Genomic DNA, 19048 nt, shown 5'->3' with positions numbered 1-19048 from the left:
GCGCTTCAGCCGCCGCGCTTGCGCAGTTCGGCGACCTGTTCCGGCGTCAGCGGGCGGGTGGCCTCGCCGCGCAGCATCAGGAACAGCTTCGCCGTCTCCTCCAGTTCCTCTGTCGCATACATCGCGTCTTCGAGGCTCTTTCCCGCGACGACCGGTCCGTGATTGGCGAGCAGCACGGCGTGGTGCTTTTCAGCCAGTTTTTCCACCGCCAGCGCCAGGCTCTCGTCGCCGGGCGGATGGTATGGGACCAGCGGCAGCTTGCCGACGCGCATGATGTAATAGGCCGTCAGCGGCGGCAGGCAGTCGTGATGGTCGATATGGTGCAGGCAGGACACCGCCACCGAATGGGTCGAGTGCAGGTGAACCACGGCCTCGCAGGTCGGGCGTTGCTGGTACATGACCCGGTGCAGGAAGGCTTCCTTGGTCGGCTTGTCGCCGCTCACATGGTTGCCGTTGGCGTCGATCTTCGAGATGCGGGCCGGGTCGAGGTCGCCGAGCGAGGCGTTGGTCGGCGTCATCAGCCAGCCGCCATCGGGCAAGGCGACCGAGATGTTGCCGGTCGAGCCGAAGGTCAGGCCGCGCTGGAACATCGACGCGCCGCACTTGCAGATGCGCTCGCGAAGCGCGGATTCGGTCTGGGATGTCGGGCTCACGCGAGCGAACTCCATGCCTTGAGGAAGAAATCGGGCGTACCGAAATTGCCGGATTTGAGCGCCAGCGCAACATCCGGCCCGGAACGGCTGCGCGTCCAGGGCACGCCGGGATCGATTTCCGGGCCGATCGACAGCGCCTTGACGCCGAGCGCATTGACGACGGCGCCGGACGTCTCGCCGCCGGCCACCAGCAGGCGGGTGAAGCCCTTGGCGGGCAACGCCGCCGCGACGGCGGCGAGCAGGTCCTCGACCAGCGTTCCCGCCTTGTCGCGGCCGAGCTTCTCCTGCACGGCGCGCACGCTGTCGGGATCATCGCTGGAGTAGACCAGCGGCGTGACGTCGGCGGGCTGCGACACCAGCCAGTCGATCACGGATGCCGGCGTCAGCGCGCCCGAGGCGATCTCCAGCGGGTCGATGCGGAGCGTCGGCAGCCCGGCTTCCTGCGCCTTGGCGACCTGGCCGCGCGTCGCCGCCGAGCACGAGCCGGCGAGGATCGCGCCGCGTCCCTCGGGCGCGGCGATCGAAGTCGCCGGCGGCGTCAGCCTGTCGATCAGGCCGGCGTCCCGATAGGCGGCGGGCAGGCCGATGGCTATGCCCGAGCCGCCGGTGACGAGTTTCACGTCGACCAGCGCCTTGCCGATCTCGCGCAGATGCGCATCTTGCAGGGCGTCGACGATGGCGATGCGCTTGCCGGCGGCCTGTTCGCGCGCGAAGGCCTTGGAGATGGCCTCGGCGCCAGCATCGACATCGGCATAGGCGACCAGTCCGACCGGCAGGTCGGTCTGCCGCTGCAGCACGCGGCGGAGATCGGAATCGCGCATCGGCGTCAGCGGATGGTCGCGCATCGAGCTTTCGTTGAGCGGCACGCCGTTGACGAACAGATGGCCCTGGTAGATCGAGCGGCCGGTCGCGGGGAAGGCGGGGCAGGCGATGGTGAAGCCGGCATCGAGCCGCTTCAGCAGCGCTTCCGCCACCGGGCCGATATTGCCTTCATCGGTCGAATCGAAGGTCGAGCAATATTTGAAGAACAGTCGCTGCGCGCCATGCGCCAGCAGCCACTCGGCCGCCGCCAGCGACTGCGCGACGGCGTCGGCCGCCGGAATGGTGCGCGATTTCAAGGCGACGACGAGCGCATCGACCTCGGAAAGGTCGAGATCGTCCTGCGGCAGGCCGGTGCTCTGCACCGTGCGCAGGCCCTCGCGCGACAGCATCAGCGAGAGATCGGTCGCACCTGTCAAATCGTCGGCGATGCATCCAAGCAGCATACGGTCATGTCCTTGCAGGAGAGGTCAGGCTGGCTCGCCGGACGGAGACTGAGGGGAAGGGCAGCGACAAAATGCAACGCAAAGCAGTTTCGCCCTCCCATGGGCTTGACGACCGCCGCTCCGGCTCGGCTAGTATCGCCTACTGTTAGCGCTGTCATGGGGAATTCGCAACCAATGACAGCGCTAGCATGGTGGAGCGTGCAAGGGTGGCGTTCCCGCGGAAAGGATCACGTCATGGCGACGAAGGATGAGACGGGAGCGCGGCTCTCGGTCATCGGCCTCGGGTCGATGGGATATGGCATGGCGCAGTCCCTGGCCAAGGGCGGCTTCGCCGTCACCGGCTTCGACACCCGCCCGGAGGTGGTGGCGAAATTTGCCGCCGAGCATGGCGCCGGCGCCGCTTCGCTGTCCGAGGCCGCCGCCACGGCTGACATCCTCGTCATCGTCGTCGTCAATGCCGACCAGACGCAGCAGGTGCTGCTGGGCGAGGGTGGCTTGCTGGCCTCTGCCAGGCCGGGCGCGGTGATCGTCTCCTGCGCCACCATGGCGCCGGAGCGGGCGCGGGCGCTCGCCGAGGCGGTCGAGGCGACCGGCCGGCACTATGTCGACGCGCCGATATCCGGCGGCGCGGCGCGCGCCGCCGAGGGCGCGCTCACCATGCTGGTTTCCGGAAGGCCCGAGGCAATCGCCAAGGCGCGCGCGGCGCTCGACGCCATGTCGGCCAAGCTCTATCTGCTCGGCGACGAGCCGGGCATCGGCGCTTCCTTCAAGATCGTCAACCAGTTGCTGGCAGGGGTTCACATCGCCGCCGCCTCCGAGGCGATCGTCTTCGCCAAGCGGCTCGGGCTCGACATCGCCAAGGTGTATGAGGTGATCACCGCCTCGGCCGGCAATTCCTGGATGTTCGAGAACCGCATGCCGCATGTGCTGGACGGCGACTATTCGCCGAGAAGCGCCGTCGAGATCTTCACCAAGGATCTCGGCATCATCGCCGACATCTCGCGCAGCGAGAAGTTCGCGACGCCGATCGCATCCTCGGCGCTGCAGATGTTCCTGATGACCGCCGCTGCCGGAATGGGCAAGGATGACGATGCCTCGGTCGCGCGCCTCTATGCCATGATCGCCGGCCTCGACCTGCCCGGCGCCCCCGCCCCTGAGAAGGACTGAGTTTCGATGCCGCGTTTCGCCGCCAATCTCTCGATGATGTTCAACGAGTGGTCGTTCCTCGACCGCTTCGCCGCCGCCGCCGATGCCGGCTTCAAGGCCGTCGAGTTCCTGTTCCCCTATGATTTCTCGCCGGAGGATGTCGCGGCCAGGCTGAAGGCGGCCGGGCTCGAGCAGGCGCTGTTCAACCTGCCGCCGGGCGACTGGGCGGCCGGCGAGCGGGGTATCGCGGCGCTGCCAGGCCGGCAGGACGAGTTCCGCGCCTCGGTCGCGAAGGCGCTCGACTATGCGCTGGCGACGGGCGTCCGGCGGCTGCACATGATGTCGGGCCTGGCGCCGAGCGGATCTTCAGAGGCGGGCGCCCTCTATCGCGAGGCCGTGCGCTTTGCCTGCGCCACCTTGGCGCCGCATGGCATCGACATCGTGCTGGAGCCGATCAACCGCCGCGACATGCCGGGCTATTTCCTGAACGATTTCGGCATGGCGGCGGGAATCATCGAGGAGCTGGGCCTGCCCAATCTCAAGCTCCAATACGACATCTATCATCGCCAGATCCTGCATGGCGACGTGATCAAGAGCCTGGAGGCGATGCTGCCGATCATCGGCCACGTCCAGATCGCCTCCGTGCCGCTGCGCAACGAGCCGGGCACCGGCGAGCTGAACGATTTTCGCATCTTCGACGAACTCGACCGGCTCGGCTATGCCGGCTTCGTCGGCTGCGAATACCGCCCCGCCGGCGCGACGCTGGATGGCCTCGGTTGGATGAAGCAGACGACGCTTCGCTGAACCTGGGCGATCGGGCGTGCAAAAGGCCGGGGCAGGCGACTGCCCCGGCCTTTTTTCATGTCTCCCGGGCCGTCATCCCTGCCTCCCATCCAACCCCACGCTCGGCGTCATCCCGGACAGAGCGAAGCGGAGATCCGGGATCCATGCAGCGGGGTTTTCAGGGAGCCTCGCGCGGCGACCGACACGGCTGAATGGATCCCCGGTCAAGCCGGGGATGACGGCGAGGGTGGGGTGAGGCGGTGCGTGGTGGGCGCTTTGCTCGGCTGTCTATTCGACAAGCTCTCGTCATCCCTGCCTCCCATCCCACCCCACCCTCGCCGTCATCCCGGACGCAGCGAAGCGGAGATCCGGGATCCATGCAGCAGGGATTTTGGGAGCCTCGCGCGGCCACCGCCTGGGCTGAATGGGTTCCCGGTCGAGCCGGGGATGACGCCGAGGGTGGGGTGAGGCACGGCATGGCTGGTCTGGTGCTCTGCTGGAGCCAGCTATTCTCAAGTCCTTGTCGCCCCCTGCCTCCTAGGCTCACCCACCGCGGCGCGCCGCCCCCTCAAACAAAAGAACGGGGCCTGAGGTTGCCCCCAGGCCCCGTCTACATCTGAATGGCGAGGATCAGCCGGCTGCGGCCGAGGGCTTGCCGGTGGCGCGGGCCGTCGCGCTTTCGATCATGATCTTCTGCATGCGGCGGCGCTGCAGTTCGCGGTCGGCGATGACGCCGAGCATGATCACCGCGCCCATCACCGTGTAGTTCAGCGAGCTCGGGATACCCAGCATGTTGACGAGGTTCTGCAGCACCTGCAGCAAAACCGTGCCGAGGAAGATGCCAAGGATCGAGCCTTCGCCGCCGCGCAGCGAACAGCCGCCGAGCACGGCCGCCGCGACGGCGTAGAGCTCATAGAAATTGCCATGCGCCGAGGGCGAAACCGACTGCGTGTAGAACACGAAGAAGATCGCCGACAGGCCGGTCAGCAGGCCCGCGATCGAATAGGCGGCGGTGATGACCAGCTTGGTCGGAATGCCGGAAAAGCGGGCGGCTTCCTCGTTCTTGCCGACGGCGAACAGGTAGCGTCCGAACACCGACTTGTGCAGCACCACCGACATGATCAGGCAGACGGCGACGAAGAAGATGAAGGCGTTCGGAACCACGCCGACGCGGCCCGAAACCAGCCATTCCAAAGTTTCGTAGCCGCTGCCATAGCCGAAGCCGGCGGTCGAATCGGCGGTGTAGTAGCGCGCCAGACCGCGGTAGATCAGCAGGCCGCAAAGGGTGACGACGAAGGGCTGCAGCCGGAGCTGCGTCACCAGCAGGCCATGGATCGTGCCGAGGATGACGCCGCCGCCGACCGTGATCAGCAGGGCAAGCGGCCAGGCGAGCTCGTGATTGACGAGCAGGTCGAGGAAGATGATGCCGAGCAGCGCCAGCATGGAGCCGACCGACAATTCGATGCCGCCGGTGATGATGACCACGCCGACGCCGATCGCGAACAGGCCGAACAGGCCGATCTGGTTGGCGAGGTTGGAGAGGTTGATCTGCGAGATGAACTGCGGATTGAGCACCGCGGTAATCGCGCCGATGATGATGATCAGCAGGAAGAGACCGAGTTCTTTCCTAAGCATGTTCGATGGCTTCCTGTTGGATCGTTCCACCGACGGCGAGCGTCAGTACGTTGTGTTCGGAGAATTGGTTGCGTTCGAGATGGCCGGAGACGTGGCCCTCATGCATGACGATCATGCGGTCGCTGACGCCCAGCACCTCTTCCATGTCGCTGGAAATCATCAGGATCGCGACGCCGGCGTCGGAAAGCTCGCGCATCAGCGCGTAGATCTCGCTCTTGGCGCCGACGTCGATGCCGCGCGTCGGCTCGTCGAAGATCACGACATTGGGCTGCATCGACATCCATTTGCCGAGCACGATCTTCTGCTGGTTGCCGCCCGAAAGGGTGAGGGCGATCGTGTCGACATTGGGCGCCTTGATCTTGAGCTTGCGTCCCTGTTCCTCCGCCACCTTGTGTTCGGCGGCGGCGTCGACCAGCGTCATCCGCGCATAGCGGGGCAGGCTGGCGAGCGTGATGTTCTCCGCGATCGGTAGGTCCAGCACCAGACCGGAGCGCTTGCGGTCCTCCGGCGCGAGATAGATGCCGTGGGCGATGGCCGAGCGGACGTCGCCGAGCTTGACCGGCTTGCCGTCAATCGTGACGCGCCCGCCAAGCGCCGGGTCGACGCCGAAGATCGCCTGCGCCACCTCGGTGCGGCCGCAGCCGACCAGGCCCGCCAGCCCGACAATCTCGCCGCGGCGGATCGTGAACGACACCTTGCTGTTGGCAAAGGCGGTGGTGACCAGATCCTCGACGACCAGCCCCTGGTCGCGCGGCGGCTGTTTCGGCGGGACATAGAGCGATTTCAGCGATCGGCCGATCATCAACCGGATCATCGCATCATGCGTGATCTCACCGCGATCGAGCGCCCCGACGCGCTGGCCGTCGCGCAGCACTACGACGCGGTCGGCGCAGGCCATCACTTCGGACAGGCGGTGGGAGATGTAGATGACGCTGACGCCGGATTGGCGCAGTTCGCCGATCACCGCCAACAGCCGCTCCGTCTCGGTCAGGGTGAGACTGGATGTAGGCTCGTCCATGATGATGACGCGGGCGTCATAGGAGAGCGCCTTGGCGATCTCGACCATCTGGCGCTGCGCGATCGAAAGGTCCTCGACCAGCGTGCCGGCGTTGAAGTCGACGCCGAGGCGGTCGAGCAGGGGCTGCACCCGGGCCCGCAGCGCCTTCTGGTCGATGAGCTTCATGAAGCCGCCGAACCGGGGCTCCCGTCCGATCAGGACGTTGCTCGCCACATCGAGATTTTCGAAGAGGTTGAGCTCCTGGTGGACGAAGGCGATGCCGGCGCCGGTGGAGCTGTTGACCGTCAGCGAGGCGTGCTCGACGCCATCGATCCGGATCGTTCCCGCGCTCGGCGCGACGACGCCGCCCAGGATCTTCATCAAGGTGGATTTGCCGGCGCCGTTTTCGCCAATCAGCCCGAGCACCTCGCCGGAATTGACGGTGAGGTCAACGCCGCTGAGGGCGGTCACGCCCGGGTAGGTCTTGGTGATGGACCGTAGTTCGAGAATTTGTTCTGTCATCATGCCCGCGAGATGATTGTCCGCGCCTCGGCCCGGACTGCATGTGCACCAAACGCGTCCCCGGCGGGGCGAAGCCGGCCGGGGACGCGCAAGCGATCGGGCGCTTACTTGCCGGACAGGACCTTCTTCAGGTTGTCGCCGAATTCCTTGACGTTGGACTTGTCGATGACCTGCGTCGGCACGATCTGCAGCTTGTTCTCGGGGATGACCGACTTGTCGCCCTCGATGAGCTTCGCCATGTTGATCATCGACTGATAGCCGAACTCGAAGGGCTGCTGGACGACGGTGCCGTCGATGACGCCTTCGGCAACCCCCTTGAGGGTCTGCTGGTCTTCGTCGAAGCCGACGATCTTGACCGAGCCGGCCTTACCCAGCGCCTTCACGGCGTTGTAGATCTGCGGCGTGTTGTAGGCCCACAGACCGACCAGCAGGTCGATGTCCGGGTACTTCGTCAGCGTATCCTCGACATTGGCCTTGGCCTTGGCCTGGTCGCCGCCATCGGTGCGGATGTCGATGATCTCGATCTTGGTGCCGGCGATGGCTTCCTTGATACCCTGGGTGCGTTCGCGGGCATTGGCGGCATCCATGGTGCCGACGAACAGCATCGCCTTGCCGCCATCCGGCAGCGCCTTCTTCATCAGTTCGCCGGCCTGGCGGCCCGCGGCGACGTTGTCGGTGCCGACATACATCAGGCGGTTCGACTTCGGCGCATCGGCGTCATGGGTGATGAGGACGGCCTTGGAGGCGACTTCGTTGAGGATCGCGGTCGAGTCGTCCGGATTGACCGGGCTGATGGCGACGCCGGCGACGCCGCGGGCGAGCAGGTCCTCGAGGATCTTCTTCTGCGCGGCCGCCGACATTTCGCCGGGGATGTAGAACTCGATGTTGTAGTTCGGCAGCTCGGCCTGGGCCTTGTTGGTGCCGGCACGGGCAATCGTCCAGAAGTCTGCGGGCACGTTCACCACGAAGGCGAGCGTCTTCTTGTCGGCCGCGAAGGTGGGCTGGGTGGCAGTCAGCGCCATGGCGATGGCCGACGACGCGATGATCAGGGAGCGCCTGTTGAAGATGTGCATGGTTTCCTCACCCTTTGATAGTTTCAAACTGTTTTTTGAATCTGTGGAAATAGTCAGGCGGTAGCGCCTGAATGCATCCATTGCCGAACGCGAACGGATCCTCGGTCCTTCGTGTCGCGCGGATCGATGTTCTGCCGATCCGCATGCCGGGATGTACTGGAAAGGGGAGATTTTTTTCCTCGCTCTCCCGTCAGTCGACGGGGTCCTCCAGCTCGGAAGTCTCTCTCTATACAGTATAGCTCTTCCTGCGACCTCCTTATGGGAGGTGGCCGGTCAGATCTTAGCCAATCCTGGCGTAACGCCTTGTTTAAGTTCGATGATCCTATACGCGGTCTCCCTTACGCTATTGTGCGATGAATAGCGTCGTCAAGCGTAAAAGTCGGGCAGAACATTATCAAACGGACCGCGTTGACTATTTTGACAGCGCTGTCATGATCGGCCGCTCAAGCTCGCGTTTCGACGAGCGGAGAGGGAGGAAGAGATGTCTGAAGACAAGCATTCCAAGTCACGTCGTGATTTTATCCGCACTGCCGGCGTCACCGCCGCCGGTAGCGCGGCCGCCATGTTGGGCGGCCTCGGCATCAGCCCTGCCATGGCGCAGGAGATGGCCGCGGCCACAGGCCGTTCCGAGAAGCCCCTCAAGGCGGCCTTCTCCAACGCCGGCCTGCAGGCCACCTGGTGCGCCCAGGGCAAGCAGGCTGCCGAGCATTGGGGCAAGCTCTTCAACGTCGAGGTCACCTGGTTCGACGGCCAGCTCGACGCGGTCAAGCAGCGCGCCGCCATCGACAACATGGCATCGCAGAAGTGGGACTTCGTCGCGATCCAGGCCTTCGGCATCGGCACGCTGATCCAGCCGGTGCAGAAGATGATCGATGCGGGCATCCCGGTCATCGACATGGACACGCTGATCGCCCCGCTCGACAAGATCAACGTCCACACCTTCCTCGCCCCGAACAACGAGTTCATGGGCGCCGCGGTGACCCAGGCCCTCGTGCAGAAGCTCGGCGGCAAGGGCAAGATCATCATGACGCAGGGCGCGCTCGGCCATACCGGCGCCCAGGGTCGTGCCAAGGGCTTCCAGTCCGTGATTGCCGCCAATCCGGGCATGGAAGTGCTCGACGACCAGCCGGCCGACTGGGATGTCACCAAGGCCTCGCGCCTGTGGGACACCTATCTGACCAAGTATCCGCAGATCGACGCGGCCTTCTTCCACAATGACGACATGGCGCTCGCCGCCTACAACGTCATGAAGTCGCGCGGCCGTACCGACATCCTGATCGGCGGCGTCGACGCCATGCCGCCGGCGATCGCCGCCGTCGCGGATGGCCGCATGTACGCCACCGTCCGCAATCCGTCCTCCCGTATCCATGGCGGCGCCATCGTCGCCGGCGTCGCGGCCGTGACGGGTGGCGAGAAGACCGGCGAGGGCATTCCGAAGAATGTCGTCACCGACGGTCCGGTCGTCACCAAGGACAACGCTGCCGGCATGCAGTGGATGCAGAACCACTTCCTGATCTGATCCATCCGCAGAAGCGGTCGCTTCCGCGCGCGACATCGCGCCGGAGGCGACCGCGACGGTTCCCTGACAGGCGTTGGCGGCAGGTACCATCCGGCCGTTCCCGTTGTCATGGGAAGCGTTCCATGCCGCCGACCCGGTGAAACTGATGACGACCGATCCCCTCGATCCCAGCGACACGCCGCGCCTGCAGATGCAGGGCATCTCGAAGTCGTTCGGCGGCGTCGCCGCCCTGCGCGACGTCGATTTCACGCTGCGCGCCGGCGAAATCCATGGCCTCGTCGGCGAGAACGGCGCGGGCAAGTCGACGATGATGAAGATCATCGCCGGCGTTCATACCGATTACGAAGGCAAGATGCTGATCGACGGGAAGGAGGTGCATTTCCGCTCCGCCCGCGATGCGCTGGCCGCCGGCATCGGCATGGTGCACCAGGAATTGAGCATCATGCCCGACCTGACGGTGGGCGAGAACGTCTTCCTCGGCAAGCAGCCGGTGACGGGCGCCGGCATCATCGACTGGCGCAGCATGATGAGCGGCGCGCATGAGCAGCTGAAGAGCCTCGGCATCGACGTCGACCCGAAGACGCGCATGGGCGACCTGCCGATCGGGCTGCAGCAGCTGATCGAGCTCGCGCGGGTGATCTTCTCCGGCGCGCGCATCATCATCCTCGACGAGCCGACCTCCGCCCTCTCGCCGCCGGAGGTGCAATTGCTCTTCGACGTGCTGAAGGGCGTCCGCGCCAGCGGGCGCAGCATCGTTTTCATCTCGCATTTCCTGGACGACATCCTGTCGATTTCCGACACGGTCACGGTCTTCCGCAATGGCAAGCTGATCGTCACCCATTCGGTCGAGGGCATCGACAAGGGCTGGCTTATCGAACGGATGATCGGCGCCGGCCACGAGGATCTCGAGGAAAGCTATACCGGCACGATCACGCTCGCCTCGAAACCCGGCCAACCTGTCGTGCTGGCAGCGGAACATCTGGGCTATGGCCGGGCCTATACCGACGTCACCTTCGACGTGAAGGCCGGCGAGATCCTCGGCATCTATGGCTTCATGGGCTGCGGCCAGATCGAACTGGCGCGCACTCTGTTCGGCAAGATCAAGGCCGATACCGGCACGCTGGCGATCGACGGCCGCAAGCGACGGCTGCGCAACACGACGCAGGCGCGCGCCGCCGGCATCGCCTTCGTGCCGGAGAACCGCCGCTCCATGCTGTTCTACGAGCAGCCGGTCTACAAGAATGTCTCGATCAGCATTCTCGGGCGCATCTCGCGCCTCTGGCTGAAGCCGAATGTCGAGCGCGCCATCGCCAGCAAGCATGTCGAGAGCCTCAGCATCCGCCCGCCGCGCGCCGAAGTGGCGCTCGGCGCGCTGTCCGGCGGCAATCAGCAGAAGGTGGCCCTGGCCAAATGGCTGACCCACCGTCCGAAAGTCCTGGTTCTGAGCGAGCCGACGCGCGGCATGGATGTCGGCGCCAAGGACGATGTCGTGAAGATCGTCCGGGCGCTGCGCGACGAGGGCCTCGCCGTCATCGTGGTTTCGGCCGAGCCGGAAACCGTCCTGTCGCTCGCCGACCGCGTCCTTGTCATGAAGAAGGGACGCATCGTGCGCGAATTCACCAATGAGACGATCAGCAAGGATCGGCTGCTGGAAGCCGCCTGAGAAGGAATTGACATGACGTTTCAGCAAACCAGTACGGCGCGCGCCTCGAAGTCGAGCCTGTTCCTGCGCAGTCAGATGCGCAACATCGCGCCGTTCGCGACCCTGATCCTGCTGCTGATCTTCTTCAGCATCGCCAGCCCGTCCTTCGCGACCATCGACAACGCCTCGAACATCCTCACCCAGATTTCGGTGACGGGCATCATGGCGGTCGGGCTGACCTTCGTCATCCTGTGCGGCGAGATCGACCTCTCGGTCGCCTCGATCGCGAATGCGACCGGCATCGTGGTGGCCTATTTCACCCTGCAGGAAAGCTATGTGAACATCGCCAACATCCCGGTCGCGGGCTGGCTGGCGGTCGCGCTGGCGCTGGCGGCCTGCACCGGCCTCGGCCTGGTCAACGCCTTCGGCACCACGGTCATCGGCATTCCGTCCTTCATCATGACGCTCGCCATGATGCAGATCGGCGCCGGCATCTCGGCGCTGCTGGTGCGCGGCCAGATCGCCTACAACGTGCCGGATATCGTCTCGACGCTGGGCGCCAGCAATGTCGGAGGATTTCCGACCATCGCGCTGGTGCTGCTGGCGTTCCTTCTTGTCGGTCATGTGACGCTGACCTACACGCGCTTCGGCCGCTACATCTACATGGTCGGCGGCAATCGCGAGGCGGCGGAGTATTCCGGCGTCAACGTCAAGCTGATCCTCGGCGCGGCGCTGGTGATCTGCGCGGTGTGCTCCGGCATCGCCGGCATGGTTGGCGTCGCCCATTTCGGCAGCGCCCAGCAGAACGAGTTCGACGGCTACCTGCTCGACGCGATCGCGGCGGTCGTGGTCGGCGGCACCAGCCTGTTCGGCGGACGCGGCGGCATCGGCAACACGATCGTCGGTCTCTGCGTGCTCGGCGTCCTCAACAACGGCCTCGATCACATCCAGATCGACAGCTTCCTCAAGATCCTGATCCGCGGCCTGATCCTGCTCGCCGCCCTGATCGTCAATGTCTACGTGCAGAACATCCGCAGCGTGGAACGGGCGGAGGGCGCATGAGGATCGGCCACCCCGCACCCTGACGCAGAATGACAGAAGGACAGAAGCGTTGACGTCTGACTCATCCTACCAACCGCGCTATGGCGCCGCCTATCCGAGCCTGGTGGACAGCGTGGTGCTGATCACCGGCGGCGGCAGCGGCATCGGCGAGGAGATCGTCCGCCAGTTCGCCCGCCAGGGCTCGAAGGTCGGGTTCATCGACATCGTCGAGGAGCCGTCCCGCAAGCTGGTCGAGGAACTGACCGCCGAGGGGCACACCGTCCATTTCGAGAATGCCGACCTGACCGACATCGCCGCGACCCAGGCCGCGATCGGGCGCATCCGCGACAAGTTCGGGCCGATCGCGATGCTGGTCAACAACGCCGCGCACGACCAGCGCGCGACGATCGACGAGATCACGCCGGAGTTCTGGGATTCGCGCCAGGCCGTGAACCTGAAGCACCAGTTCTTCTGCTCGCAGGCGGTTTACAAGGACATGGCGGCGCTGGGCGGCGGCTCGATCGTCAATGTCGGCTCGTTTGCCTATATCGCCGGCGTCGAGGGCCTGACCCCCTATCTGGCGGCGAAATCGGGCGTCATCGGCCTGACCCGTGGCCTGGCCCGCGAACTTGGTCCGCACAATATCCGCGTCAATTGCGTACTGCCGGGCTGGATCATGACCCAGCGCCAGCTGGACCTCTGGGTCACCCCGGAAGTCGAACAGGCGATCTTCACCCGGCAGTGCCTGAAGCGGAAGATCTATCCGGCCGATATCGCCCGGGTGATCATGTTTTTCGCCTCGGACGAGTCCGGCGCCTGCACCAACCAGAGCTATGTCGCCGACGGCGGCTGGACATGAGCTGACGGACACACGGACCATGCGGACGCGGCGATCCATGATAAGGAGCCGCGTCCGGTACGATCGGGCGTCTCTTTTCTGGATGGCGTCGTCTCTATGAACGTGAAGAACTCCTACACCCTGGCCGATGTGGCGTTGCGGGCGGAAGTCAGCGAGATCACCGTCTCGCGCGTGCTCCGCAACAAGGCCTCGGTCGCCGACAAGACGCGCGAGCGCGTCCTCGCCGTCGTCCGGCAGATGGGTTACGTGCCGAATCGGGTGGCCGGGACCCTGGCCTCGGCGGGCTCCAACCTGATCGGCGTGGTGCTGCCGTCGCTTTCCAACATCGTGTTCCCCGATGTGCTGCGCGGCATCCACGCCTCGCTCGCTTCCTCCGGCTATCAGCCCGTCATCGGCGTCACCGATTACGACATGAACACGGAAGAGGAACTGGTGGCGTCGCTGTTGTCCTGGCAGCCGGCCGCCATGATCGTCTCCGGCCTGCATCATACGGACTATACGGTGGCGATGCTGAAGCGGTCGGGCGTGCGCATCGCCGAGTTGATGGACATCGATTCCCCGCCGCTCGACATCGCCGTCGGCATGTCGCATCGCCAGGCGGGCTATGACACGGCGCTGCATCTCCACAAGCGAGGCTATCGCCGCTTCGGCTATGTAGGCCACGACCGTGTGCGCGACGAACGCGCCGCGCGCCGCTATGAGGGGTTCCGCGAGGGGCTGCAGGCGGTGGGTCTGTCGCTGGTGGGCGAGACGACGCTGGATGGTCCCAGTTCGACCCAGGCAGGCCGCGAACTGCTCGGCCAGTTGCTGGCCCGGCATGCGAACCTTGACGTCGTCGTCTTTTCCAATGACGACATGGCGGTGGGCGGGGTGTTCCACTGCTTCGCCGCCGGCATCCGGCCGCGCGAGGATCTGGCGCTGTTCGGCTTCAACGGGCTCGATATCGGCCAGGCGCTGCCGCAGCCGCTGTCGACGATCCTGTCGCGCCGCTTCCTGATCGGCAAGACGGCGGCCGAGATGATCCTCCAGAGCCCGGACTATCCGGGCCAGCCGACGATCTGCGACACCGGTTATGACATCGTCGAGGGCGAGACCGCTTAGGCGGCTCGCGGACGCGGCTGAACCCGGCTCAGGGCCTTACCACCTCGATCGAGGCGATCGTGTTGTCGGGACGGAGGACGAGGTCGTACCGGACATACCGCGTGCCGTCATCGCAGGTCACCCGCACGACGCGGCGCGATGGCAGCGACAGCTTCGTGTTGACCGCCATGCGGCTGACCGCGTCGCACCAGTGGCCCGCCTGCCGGATCGCCCTGCCGGCCTGGCGTTCGAGCATACCGGCCTCGGCCAGGCTCGGAATGGCGACGGCCACGAGCGCAAGGGCAAGGGCCGTTGGTTTCGAGCAGTTGATGTGGCCCATCGCGACGCCTGTCCCGTTTGTCCGCCTGTCACCCCGCGACGAGCTCCCCGGCCGTGCGAGCCTCTGAGAGATAGCACGGAACGGGGTTGATCCCGCTACGTCAATCATGACTTTTCAGGGATGCAGGAAGGCCTTGAACCAGTCGACCGCGACATAGGGGCCGAGCCCCCAGACCAGAACCCAGGCGGCGGCGCCGACGATGTTGGCCGACAGGAAATGCAGCCAGGGCATCGCCACCGCGCCGGCGATCAGTCCGTTCAACTGGCGCAGCAACACGACGAAACGCGCCGTCATCACGATCCAGATGCCGCGTTGCCGGAACACGTCCTCGAACTTGCCGAGCCGTTCCGGCGTCAGCTTGATCCAGCGGCCATAGCGCAGCAGCAGCGGACGGCCGCCGAAATGGCCAATCGCATAGCCGGTGCTGTCGCCCAGTACCGCTCCGGCGAAGGCAGCGACCAAGGCGTGGACGAGATCGACATCCCCCCGAGTCGCCAGCACGCCGATCGCGACCAGCGCGCTCTCGCCGGGCAGCGGCGCGCCGAGCGCTTCGAAAAAGATGATGACGAAGATGGCGAAGCTGCCATAGGCCGCGATGTAAGGCTCGATCAGCGACAGACCATCCTGCATCCAGTGCATGCGTACCCTTCCTGTCTCAGCGGCTTCCCAGCCCTTGGCGCGCAGGGCGCGTTCCGCGTGCCGGGATACCGGCCGGCCCGCCGGTTCGCGTCCGCCGGGATCCCGGAGCCGGGAACTGCGACGCCCTTTTCATCTCTACAACTTTTCCTTGGTGCTGGGACAAGTTGGCTATTCAATGGAAGGACTTGGGGAGGGCGCTCCCGGGAATCGGCGGATCGGCGCCGCCGATCGGACAGTACCAGAGCGCCGGCGTGGTGGAGGGCTGGATGCGCGCATTGGATGTCATGTGGGTCGGTCTTGGCGGCGGCGCGGGATCGTTGCTGCGCTGGTGGATCGGGCGGATCGTCGGCGAGCGTTATCACGGCGGTTTTCCGCTGGCGACGTTCCTGATCAACGTCTCGGGCGCCTTCGTCATCGGCTATCTGTCCGTGCTGTTCTCCGTCGACTGGCGCGATCGTTATGGCACGGTGCTCAATGCCGGCGTGCTGACGGGCATCCTCGGCGGTTACACCACTTTCAGCAGCATGCAGCTCGACGCCGCCAAGCTCGCCGGCTCCGGCCGGGGGCAACTGGCGCTCGGCTATCTGCTGCTCTCGGTGGCGGCGGGCCTAATTGCCGCGGCGCTCGGCGCCGCGCTCGCGCGCCTGCAGGGTTGAGGGGGAAGAGTCATGATCAATCTGGTGATCCTCGTTTTCGTCGGCGGCGCGATCGGCGCGATGGCGCGCGAATTCTTGATGCTCAGCGTCCCGCATCTGTCCGAAGGCTTTCCGATGGATATCCTGGTCGCCAACGTGGTGGCCGCGTTCCTGCTCGGACTGGTGGCCGGCCTGCACAAGCGGCGGGCGCTCAGCGACGACGTCAACACCATGGTCGGCACCGGCATCATGGGCGGGCTCTCGACCTTCTCCAGCTTCGCTTATGGCACGGTCGTGCTGATGAGCGCCTCTACCCTGGGCGCCGTCGTCGCCATTGCCTACGTCCTGGTCAGTCTGGCGCTCGGCTACGGCGCGGTGGTGCTCGGGATGAAGCTGGGCGAGCGCGGCGCGTCCCAGCCGGGCTGACACGCGCCCGGCCGGCAGGCCTCATGCCAGCGTTGGCGGGACACTGACGCGCTCGGCCTGTTGCGCGTGCGGCAGGACCCACGGTTCCTCGACCGGCATCAGGGTCGATTCCGCCAGCAGGCGAATGCTGGTCTCATAGTCGGCCCGCAACGTGATGAACGCGTTGCGGCACTCTTCCCGGTCGGGCTTCATCGGCAGGCCGATCTCCATCAGCCGGTCGTAGAGGTGATCGAAGTGTTCGATCAGCTGCGGATCGACGCTCTGGTGCGTCCAGGCATCGGCCGGGATCTTCGGATTGAGCTCGATCGCGATGTTCTTCAGGGCCGCACAGCCGATTTCGCGGCAGATGCGGGCTGATTCCGTGTGTTGCGGCTCCTGGCAGGCGGAGAGAAGCGAGGTCGCGTCGAGCACGGCGGCCGCGGCGCCGACCCAGCTCGTGCCGCGATAGACGGCCGGCACATAGGCGAGAATCGGTGAGATCGAGTGGGTTTCCATCACGCCGCGGAACCATTGCTCCCAATCCTCCCAGACGCCGCCATGATGCTCGATCTGGCCGCTGCGCTGGAGGGATTCGATGAGACTGGAAGTCGTCGGGCGGCGGCCGGTGCGCGCATACAGCCAGCCCACCTTGCGTTCGCGGATCTGGACCGCCGTCTGATAGCCGGGAACGAAGGTGAACAGCAGGATGACGACGGCCAGTCCGATCGCCGCCTCGAAGATCGCCAGGAACTCGCCCGTCAGGGTCGGCGGCGTCTTGAAGCCGAGCGTGCTGAGGGCGGAGCCGCTGGCCGTGAAGGCATAGCCCCAGTGCGTCTCGATCCCCAAACCCCAGAGGATCAGGGTGAAGGCGACCTGCACGAGCAGGAACCAGCTGACCACCGCGATGAAGATGAAGAGCGGCAGGACCCAGGCCTGGCGACGCTGTGTCTGGTTGTAATCCTTCGCGTTGGCGACCAGAGCGTGGACGACCGACACCGCGCCGAAGCGGGCGAACCGCTCGATGAAGTCCCGCTCGCGGCGGTTGATCAGCACCACGCGAACGATGGAGCGGAAATAGAGGAAGAGGGCGAGGAGGCCGACGAGAACGGCGAGGATGTGAAGCAGCGAATCCATCGGCATCTGTCCATTGTGCGAGGCAGGCATGGAAAGGGGGGCGGGTCGAAAGCGACCCCGTAGCCTCGCGATCGTATCCGAACAACGCGTGGGTGCGATAGCTCCTGCAACCGGGCGTGGCGGGCGGAAACGAAAATGGCGGCGGCGCTGTTCGCGCCGCCGCCATCCTACGAGGTCGTATCGAGCCGGCCGGATGGCCGGGGACCCGAACTAGCTGGTGAAGAACTTCTGCGTGCCATGCGCCTCGATGGCGCCCGCGACGCGCGAGAGCGCGTGGACATAGGCGGCGCTGCGGACTGTGATGCCGCGTTCCTGCGCCAGGGCCCACACGGCGCGGCCCTCGCGATCCATGGTGTCCTGCAGGCGCGAACGGACTTCCTCGGCCGTCCAGTAGTAGCCCTGGCGGTTCTGCACCCACTCGAAATAGGAGACGGTGACGCCGCCGGCATTGGCCAGGATGTCCGGCAGGACCACGACATTCTTCTCGGCCAGGATAACGTCGGCTTCGGGGGTGATCGGGCCGTTGGCGAGCTCCAGGATGACGCGCGCCTTGATGGCGGGGGCGTTGTCCTTGTGGATCAGGTCTTCGAGCGCCGCCGGGACCAGGATCTCGCAGTCGACCGCGGTGATCGCATCGGCGCCAATGGCCGTGATGCCGTCCGAGCCGGCCAGCTGCAGCACAGAGCCGGTCTTCTTGGCGGCGAGCAGCTTGGCGACGTCGAGGCCGGCCTCGCTGTGGATCGCGCCCTTCGAATCCGAGACGGCGACGATCTTGTAGCCGTCGGCGGCGAGCAGGCTGGCGATGTGTTGGCCGGCATTGCCGAAGCCCTGGATCGCGACGCGGGCGCCGGGCGTCAGGCCCAGTTCCGAAGCGAGATTGCGCACGAGATAATAGCCGCCGCGTGCAGTGGCGTCGTCGCGGCCGAGCGAACCGCCGAGCGAGATCGGCTTGCCGGTGATGACGGCCGGCGTCGACTGGCCGACGATGGAGGAATATTCGTCCGCCATCCAACCCATGATCATCGAGTTGGTGTAGACGTCGGGCGCGGGGATATCGCGGTCGGGGCCGACGATCTTGGAGAAGGCCTGCATGTAGGCGCGCGACAGGCGCTCCAGCTCCGCCTTCGACAGCGAGTGCGGATCGACGCGCACCGCGCCCTTGCCGCCGCCATAGGGCAGGTTCATGACGGCGCACTTCATCGTCATCCAGAAGGCGAGCGTCTCGACTTCCTCGATGGTCGAATCGGGATGGAAGCGGATGCCGCCCTTGGTCGGGCCGCGCGTGTCGTCATAGCGGCAGCGCCAGGCCATGAACGACTTCCGCGAGCCGTCGTCCATACGGATCATCAAGCGAACTTTGGTGGTCTCGCGCGGATATTTGAGCTTTTCGAGGACATCGCCGTCCAGATGCAGGTGGGCTGCTGCTTCGTCGAGGCGGGTGAGGGCCTGGTCGAGCATGGTGGCGTCCGTCATCCCGGCATCGCTCCGCTTGTTGATTGTCATGATTTTCCCCGCGTAGGTTGGCGCGGGGGTTATGACCCCTCAGCAAGCGGAGGGCAACAATTTGTGCCGAAGTTTAGAGCAATTGTGGCAATTTTGCGCAGAAGACTGCCTATACGTGAGTCATATCGATTAGGATTTATGCGTTGGATCGCCAGGCGGTGCGACGCAGCGGCATCC

General features: G+C 65.5%; 17 protein-coding genes and 1 pseudogene. 9 read left to right on the top strand and 9 right to left on the bottom strand.

Features of this window, described 5'->3' with window-relative positions; translation table 11 throughout:
- Nucleotides 1–5 precede the first annotated feature (5 nt).
- Together otnC and otnK are read right to left on the bottom strand one after the other, a co-directional pair.
- A complete protein-coding gene (otnC, locus tag OSH10_RS11285; RefSeq protein ID WP_266331840.1) occupies nt 6–668 on the bottom strand; it encodes a 3-oxo-tetronate 4-phosphate decarboxylase in 663 nt (220 codons plus the stop codon).
- The gene (otnK, locus tag OSH10_RS11280) at nt 650–1918 is read right to left on the bottom strand and encodes a 3-oxo-tetronate kinase (protein WP_266331839.1); all 1269 of its coding nucleotides are present in this window, start codon (nt 1916–1918) and stop codon (nt 650–652) included. Before otnK ends, otnC begins: the two co-directional genes overlap by 19 nt.
- 174 nt (nt 1919–2092) lie before the next feature.
- On the opposite strand from otnK, the gene ltnD reads away from it, so the two are divergent.
- Nucleotides 2093–3085, top strand: a complete 993-nt coding sequence (gene ltnD / locus OSH10_RS11275) for an L-threonate dehydrogenase (RefSeq protein ID WP_266331838.1) — start codon at nt 2093–2095, stop codon at nt 3083–3085.
- Between the two features lie 6 nt (nt 3086–3091).
- Complete coding sequence (gene otnI, locus OSH10_RS11270; RefSeq protein ID WP_266331837.1) at nt 3092–3868, top strand: 2-oxo-tetronate isomerase; 777 nt, start codon at nt 3092–3094, stop codon at nt 3866–3868.
- A 609-nt stretch (nt 3869–4477) separates the two neighbouring features.
- Here the strand turns inward: otnI and OSH10_RS11265 are convergent.
- The 3 genes from OSH10_RS11265 to OSH10_RS11255 form a co-directional block, all read right to left on the bottom strand.
- Nucleotides 4478–5482 (bottom strand): ABC transporter permease, encoded by a 1005-nt coding sequence (locus OSH10_RS11265; RefSeq protein ID WP_266331836.1) that lies wholly within the window; start codon nt 5480–5482, stop codon nt 4478–4480.
- Entirely contained in the window at nt 5475–7001 is a 1527-nt protein-coding gene (locus OSH10_RS11260) for a sugar ABC transporter ATP-binding protein (RefSeq protein WP_266331835.1), read from the bottom strand. The genes OSH10_RS11265 and OSH10_RS11260 overlap by 8 nt, the downstream gene beginning before the upstream one ends.
- A gap of 104 nt (nt 7002–7105) precedes the next feature.
- Nucleotides 7106–8074, bottom strand: a complete 969-nt coding sequence (locus OSH10_RS11255) for a sugar-binding protein (RefSeq protein WP_266331834.1) — start codon at nt 8072–8074, stop codon at nt 7106–7108.
- A 481-nt stretch (nt 8075–8555) separates the two neighbouring features.
- On the opposite strand from OSH10_RS11255, the gene OSH10_RS11250 reads away from it, so the two are divergent.
- The 5 genes from OSH10_RS11250 (at nt 8556) to OSH10_RS11230 (ending at nt 14236) form a co-directional block, all read left to right on the top strand.
- Nucleotides 8556–9593 carry a sugar ABC transporter substrate-binding protein gene (locus OSH10_RS11250; RefSeq protein WP_266331833.1) on the top strand — a complete coding sequence of 346 codons (1038 nt, stop codon included), beginning with the start codon at nt 8556–8558 and terminating at the stop codon, nt 9591–9593.
- A gap of 145 nt (nt 9594–9738) precedes the next feature.
- Nucleotides 9739–11256 (top strand): sugar ABC transporter ATP-binding protein, encoded by a 1518-nt coding sequence (locus tag OSH10_RS11245; protein WP_266331832.1) that lies wholly within the window; start codon nt 9739–9741, stop codon nt 11254–11256.
- 12 nt (nt 11257–11268) lie between these two features.
- Nucleotides 11269–12297, top strand: coding sequence for an ABC transporter permease (locus OSH10_RS11240; RefSeq protein WP_266331831.1), 1029 nt, complete (start codon nt 11269–11271; stop codon nt 12295–12297).
- Between the two features lie 49 nt (nt 12298–12346).
- Nucleotides 12347–13135 (top strand): SDR family NAD(P)-dependent oxidoreductase, encoded by a 789-nt coding sequence (locus tag OSH10_RS11235; RefSeq protein ID WP_266331830.1) that lies wholly within the window; start codon nt 12347–12349, stop codon nt 13133–13135.
- Nucleotides 13136–13231: 96 nt separating this feature from the next.
- Complete coding sequence (locus tag OSH10_RS11230) at nt 13232–14236, top strand: LacI family DNA-binding transcriptional regulator (RefSeq protein WP_266331829.1); 1005 nt, start codon at nt 13232–13234, stop codon at nt 14234–14236.
- A 28-nt stretch (nt 14237–14264) separates the two neighbouring features.
- Here the strand turns inward: OSH10_RS11230 and OSH10_RS11225 are convergent, their stop codons facing one another.
- Complete coding sequence (locus OSH10_RS11225; RefSeq protein ID WP_266331828.1) at nt 14265–14555, bottom strand: hypothetical protein; 291 nt, start codon at nt 14553–14555, stop codon at nt 14265–14267.
- A 114-nt stretch (nt 14556–14669) separates the two neighbouring features.
- Nucleotides 14670–15173, bottom strand: a complete 504-nt coding sequence (locus OSH10_RS11220) for a DedA family protein (protein WP_266332363.1) — start codon at nt 15171–15173, stop codon at nt 14670–14672.
- A gap of 287 nt (nt 15174–15460) precedes the next feature.
- Between OSH10_RS11220 and OSH10_RS11215 the strand changes: the two genes are divergently transcribed.
- Both OSH10_RS11215 and OSH10_RS11210 read left to right on the top strand, forming a co-directional pair.
- On the top strand, nt 15461–15850 hold the full coding sequence (locus OSH10_RS11215; RefSeq protein ID WP_266331826.1) for a fluoride efflux transporter FluC: 390 nt from the start codon (nt 15461–15463) through the stop codon (nt 15848–15850).
- Between the two features lie 12 nt (nt 15851–15862).
- Nucleotides 15863–16240: pseudogene (locus OSH10_RS11210) on the top strand (CrcB family protein); the annotation flags it as partial.
- Nucleotides 16241–16276: 36 nt separating this feature from the next.
- On the opposite strand, the gene OSH10_RS11205 reads toward OSH10_RS11210, so the two are convergent.
- Both OSH10_RS11205 and OSH10_RS11200 read right to left on the bottom strand, forming a co-directional pair.
- Nucleotides 16277–17368 (bottom strand): hypothetical protein, encoded by a 1092-nt coding sequence (locus tag OSH10_RS11205; protein ID WP_266331824.1) that lies wholly within the window; start codon nt 17366–17368, stop codon nt 16277–16279.
- Between the two features lie 210 nt (nt 17369–17578).
- Nucleotides 17579–18841 (bottom strand): Glu/Leu/Phe/Val family dehydrogenase, encoded by a 1263-nt coding sequence (locus tag OSH10_RS11200; protein WP_266332362.1) that lies wholly within the window; start codon nt 18839–18841, stop codon nt 17579–17581.
- Nucleotides 18842–19048 lie beyond the last annotated feature (207 nt).

Source organism: Kaistia defluvii, assembly GCF_026343955.1.
Lineage (GTDB): Bacteria > Pseudomonadota > Alphaproteobacteria > Rhizobiales > Kaistiaceae > Kaistia > Kaistia defluvii.
Note: the sequence above shows the minus strand (reverse complement) of the source record. Positions and strands in the feature narration are given on the sequence as shown.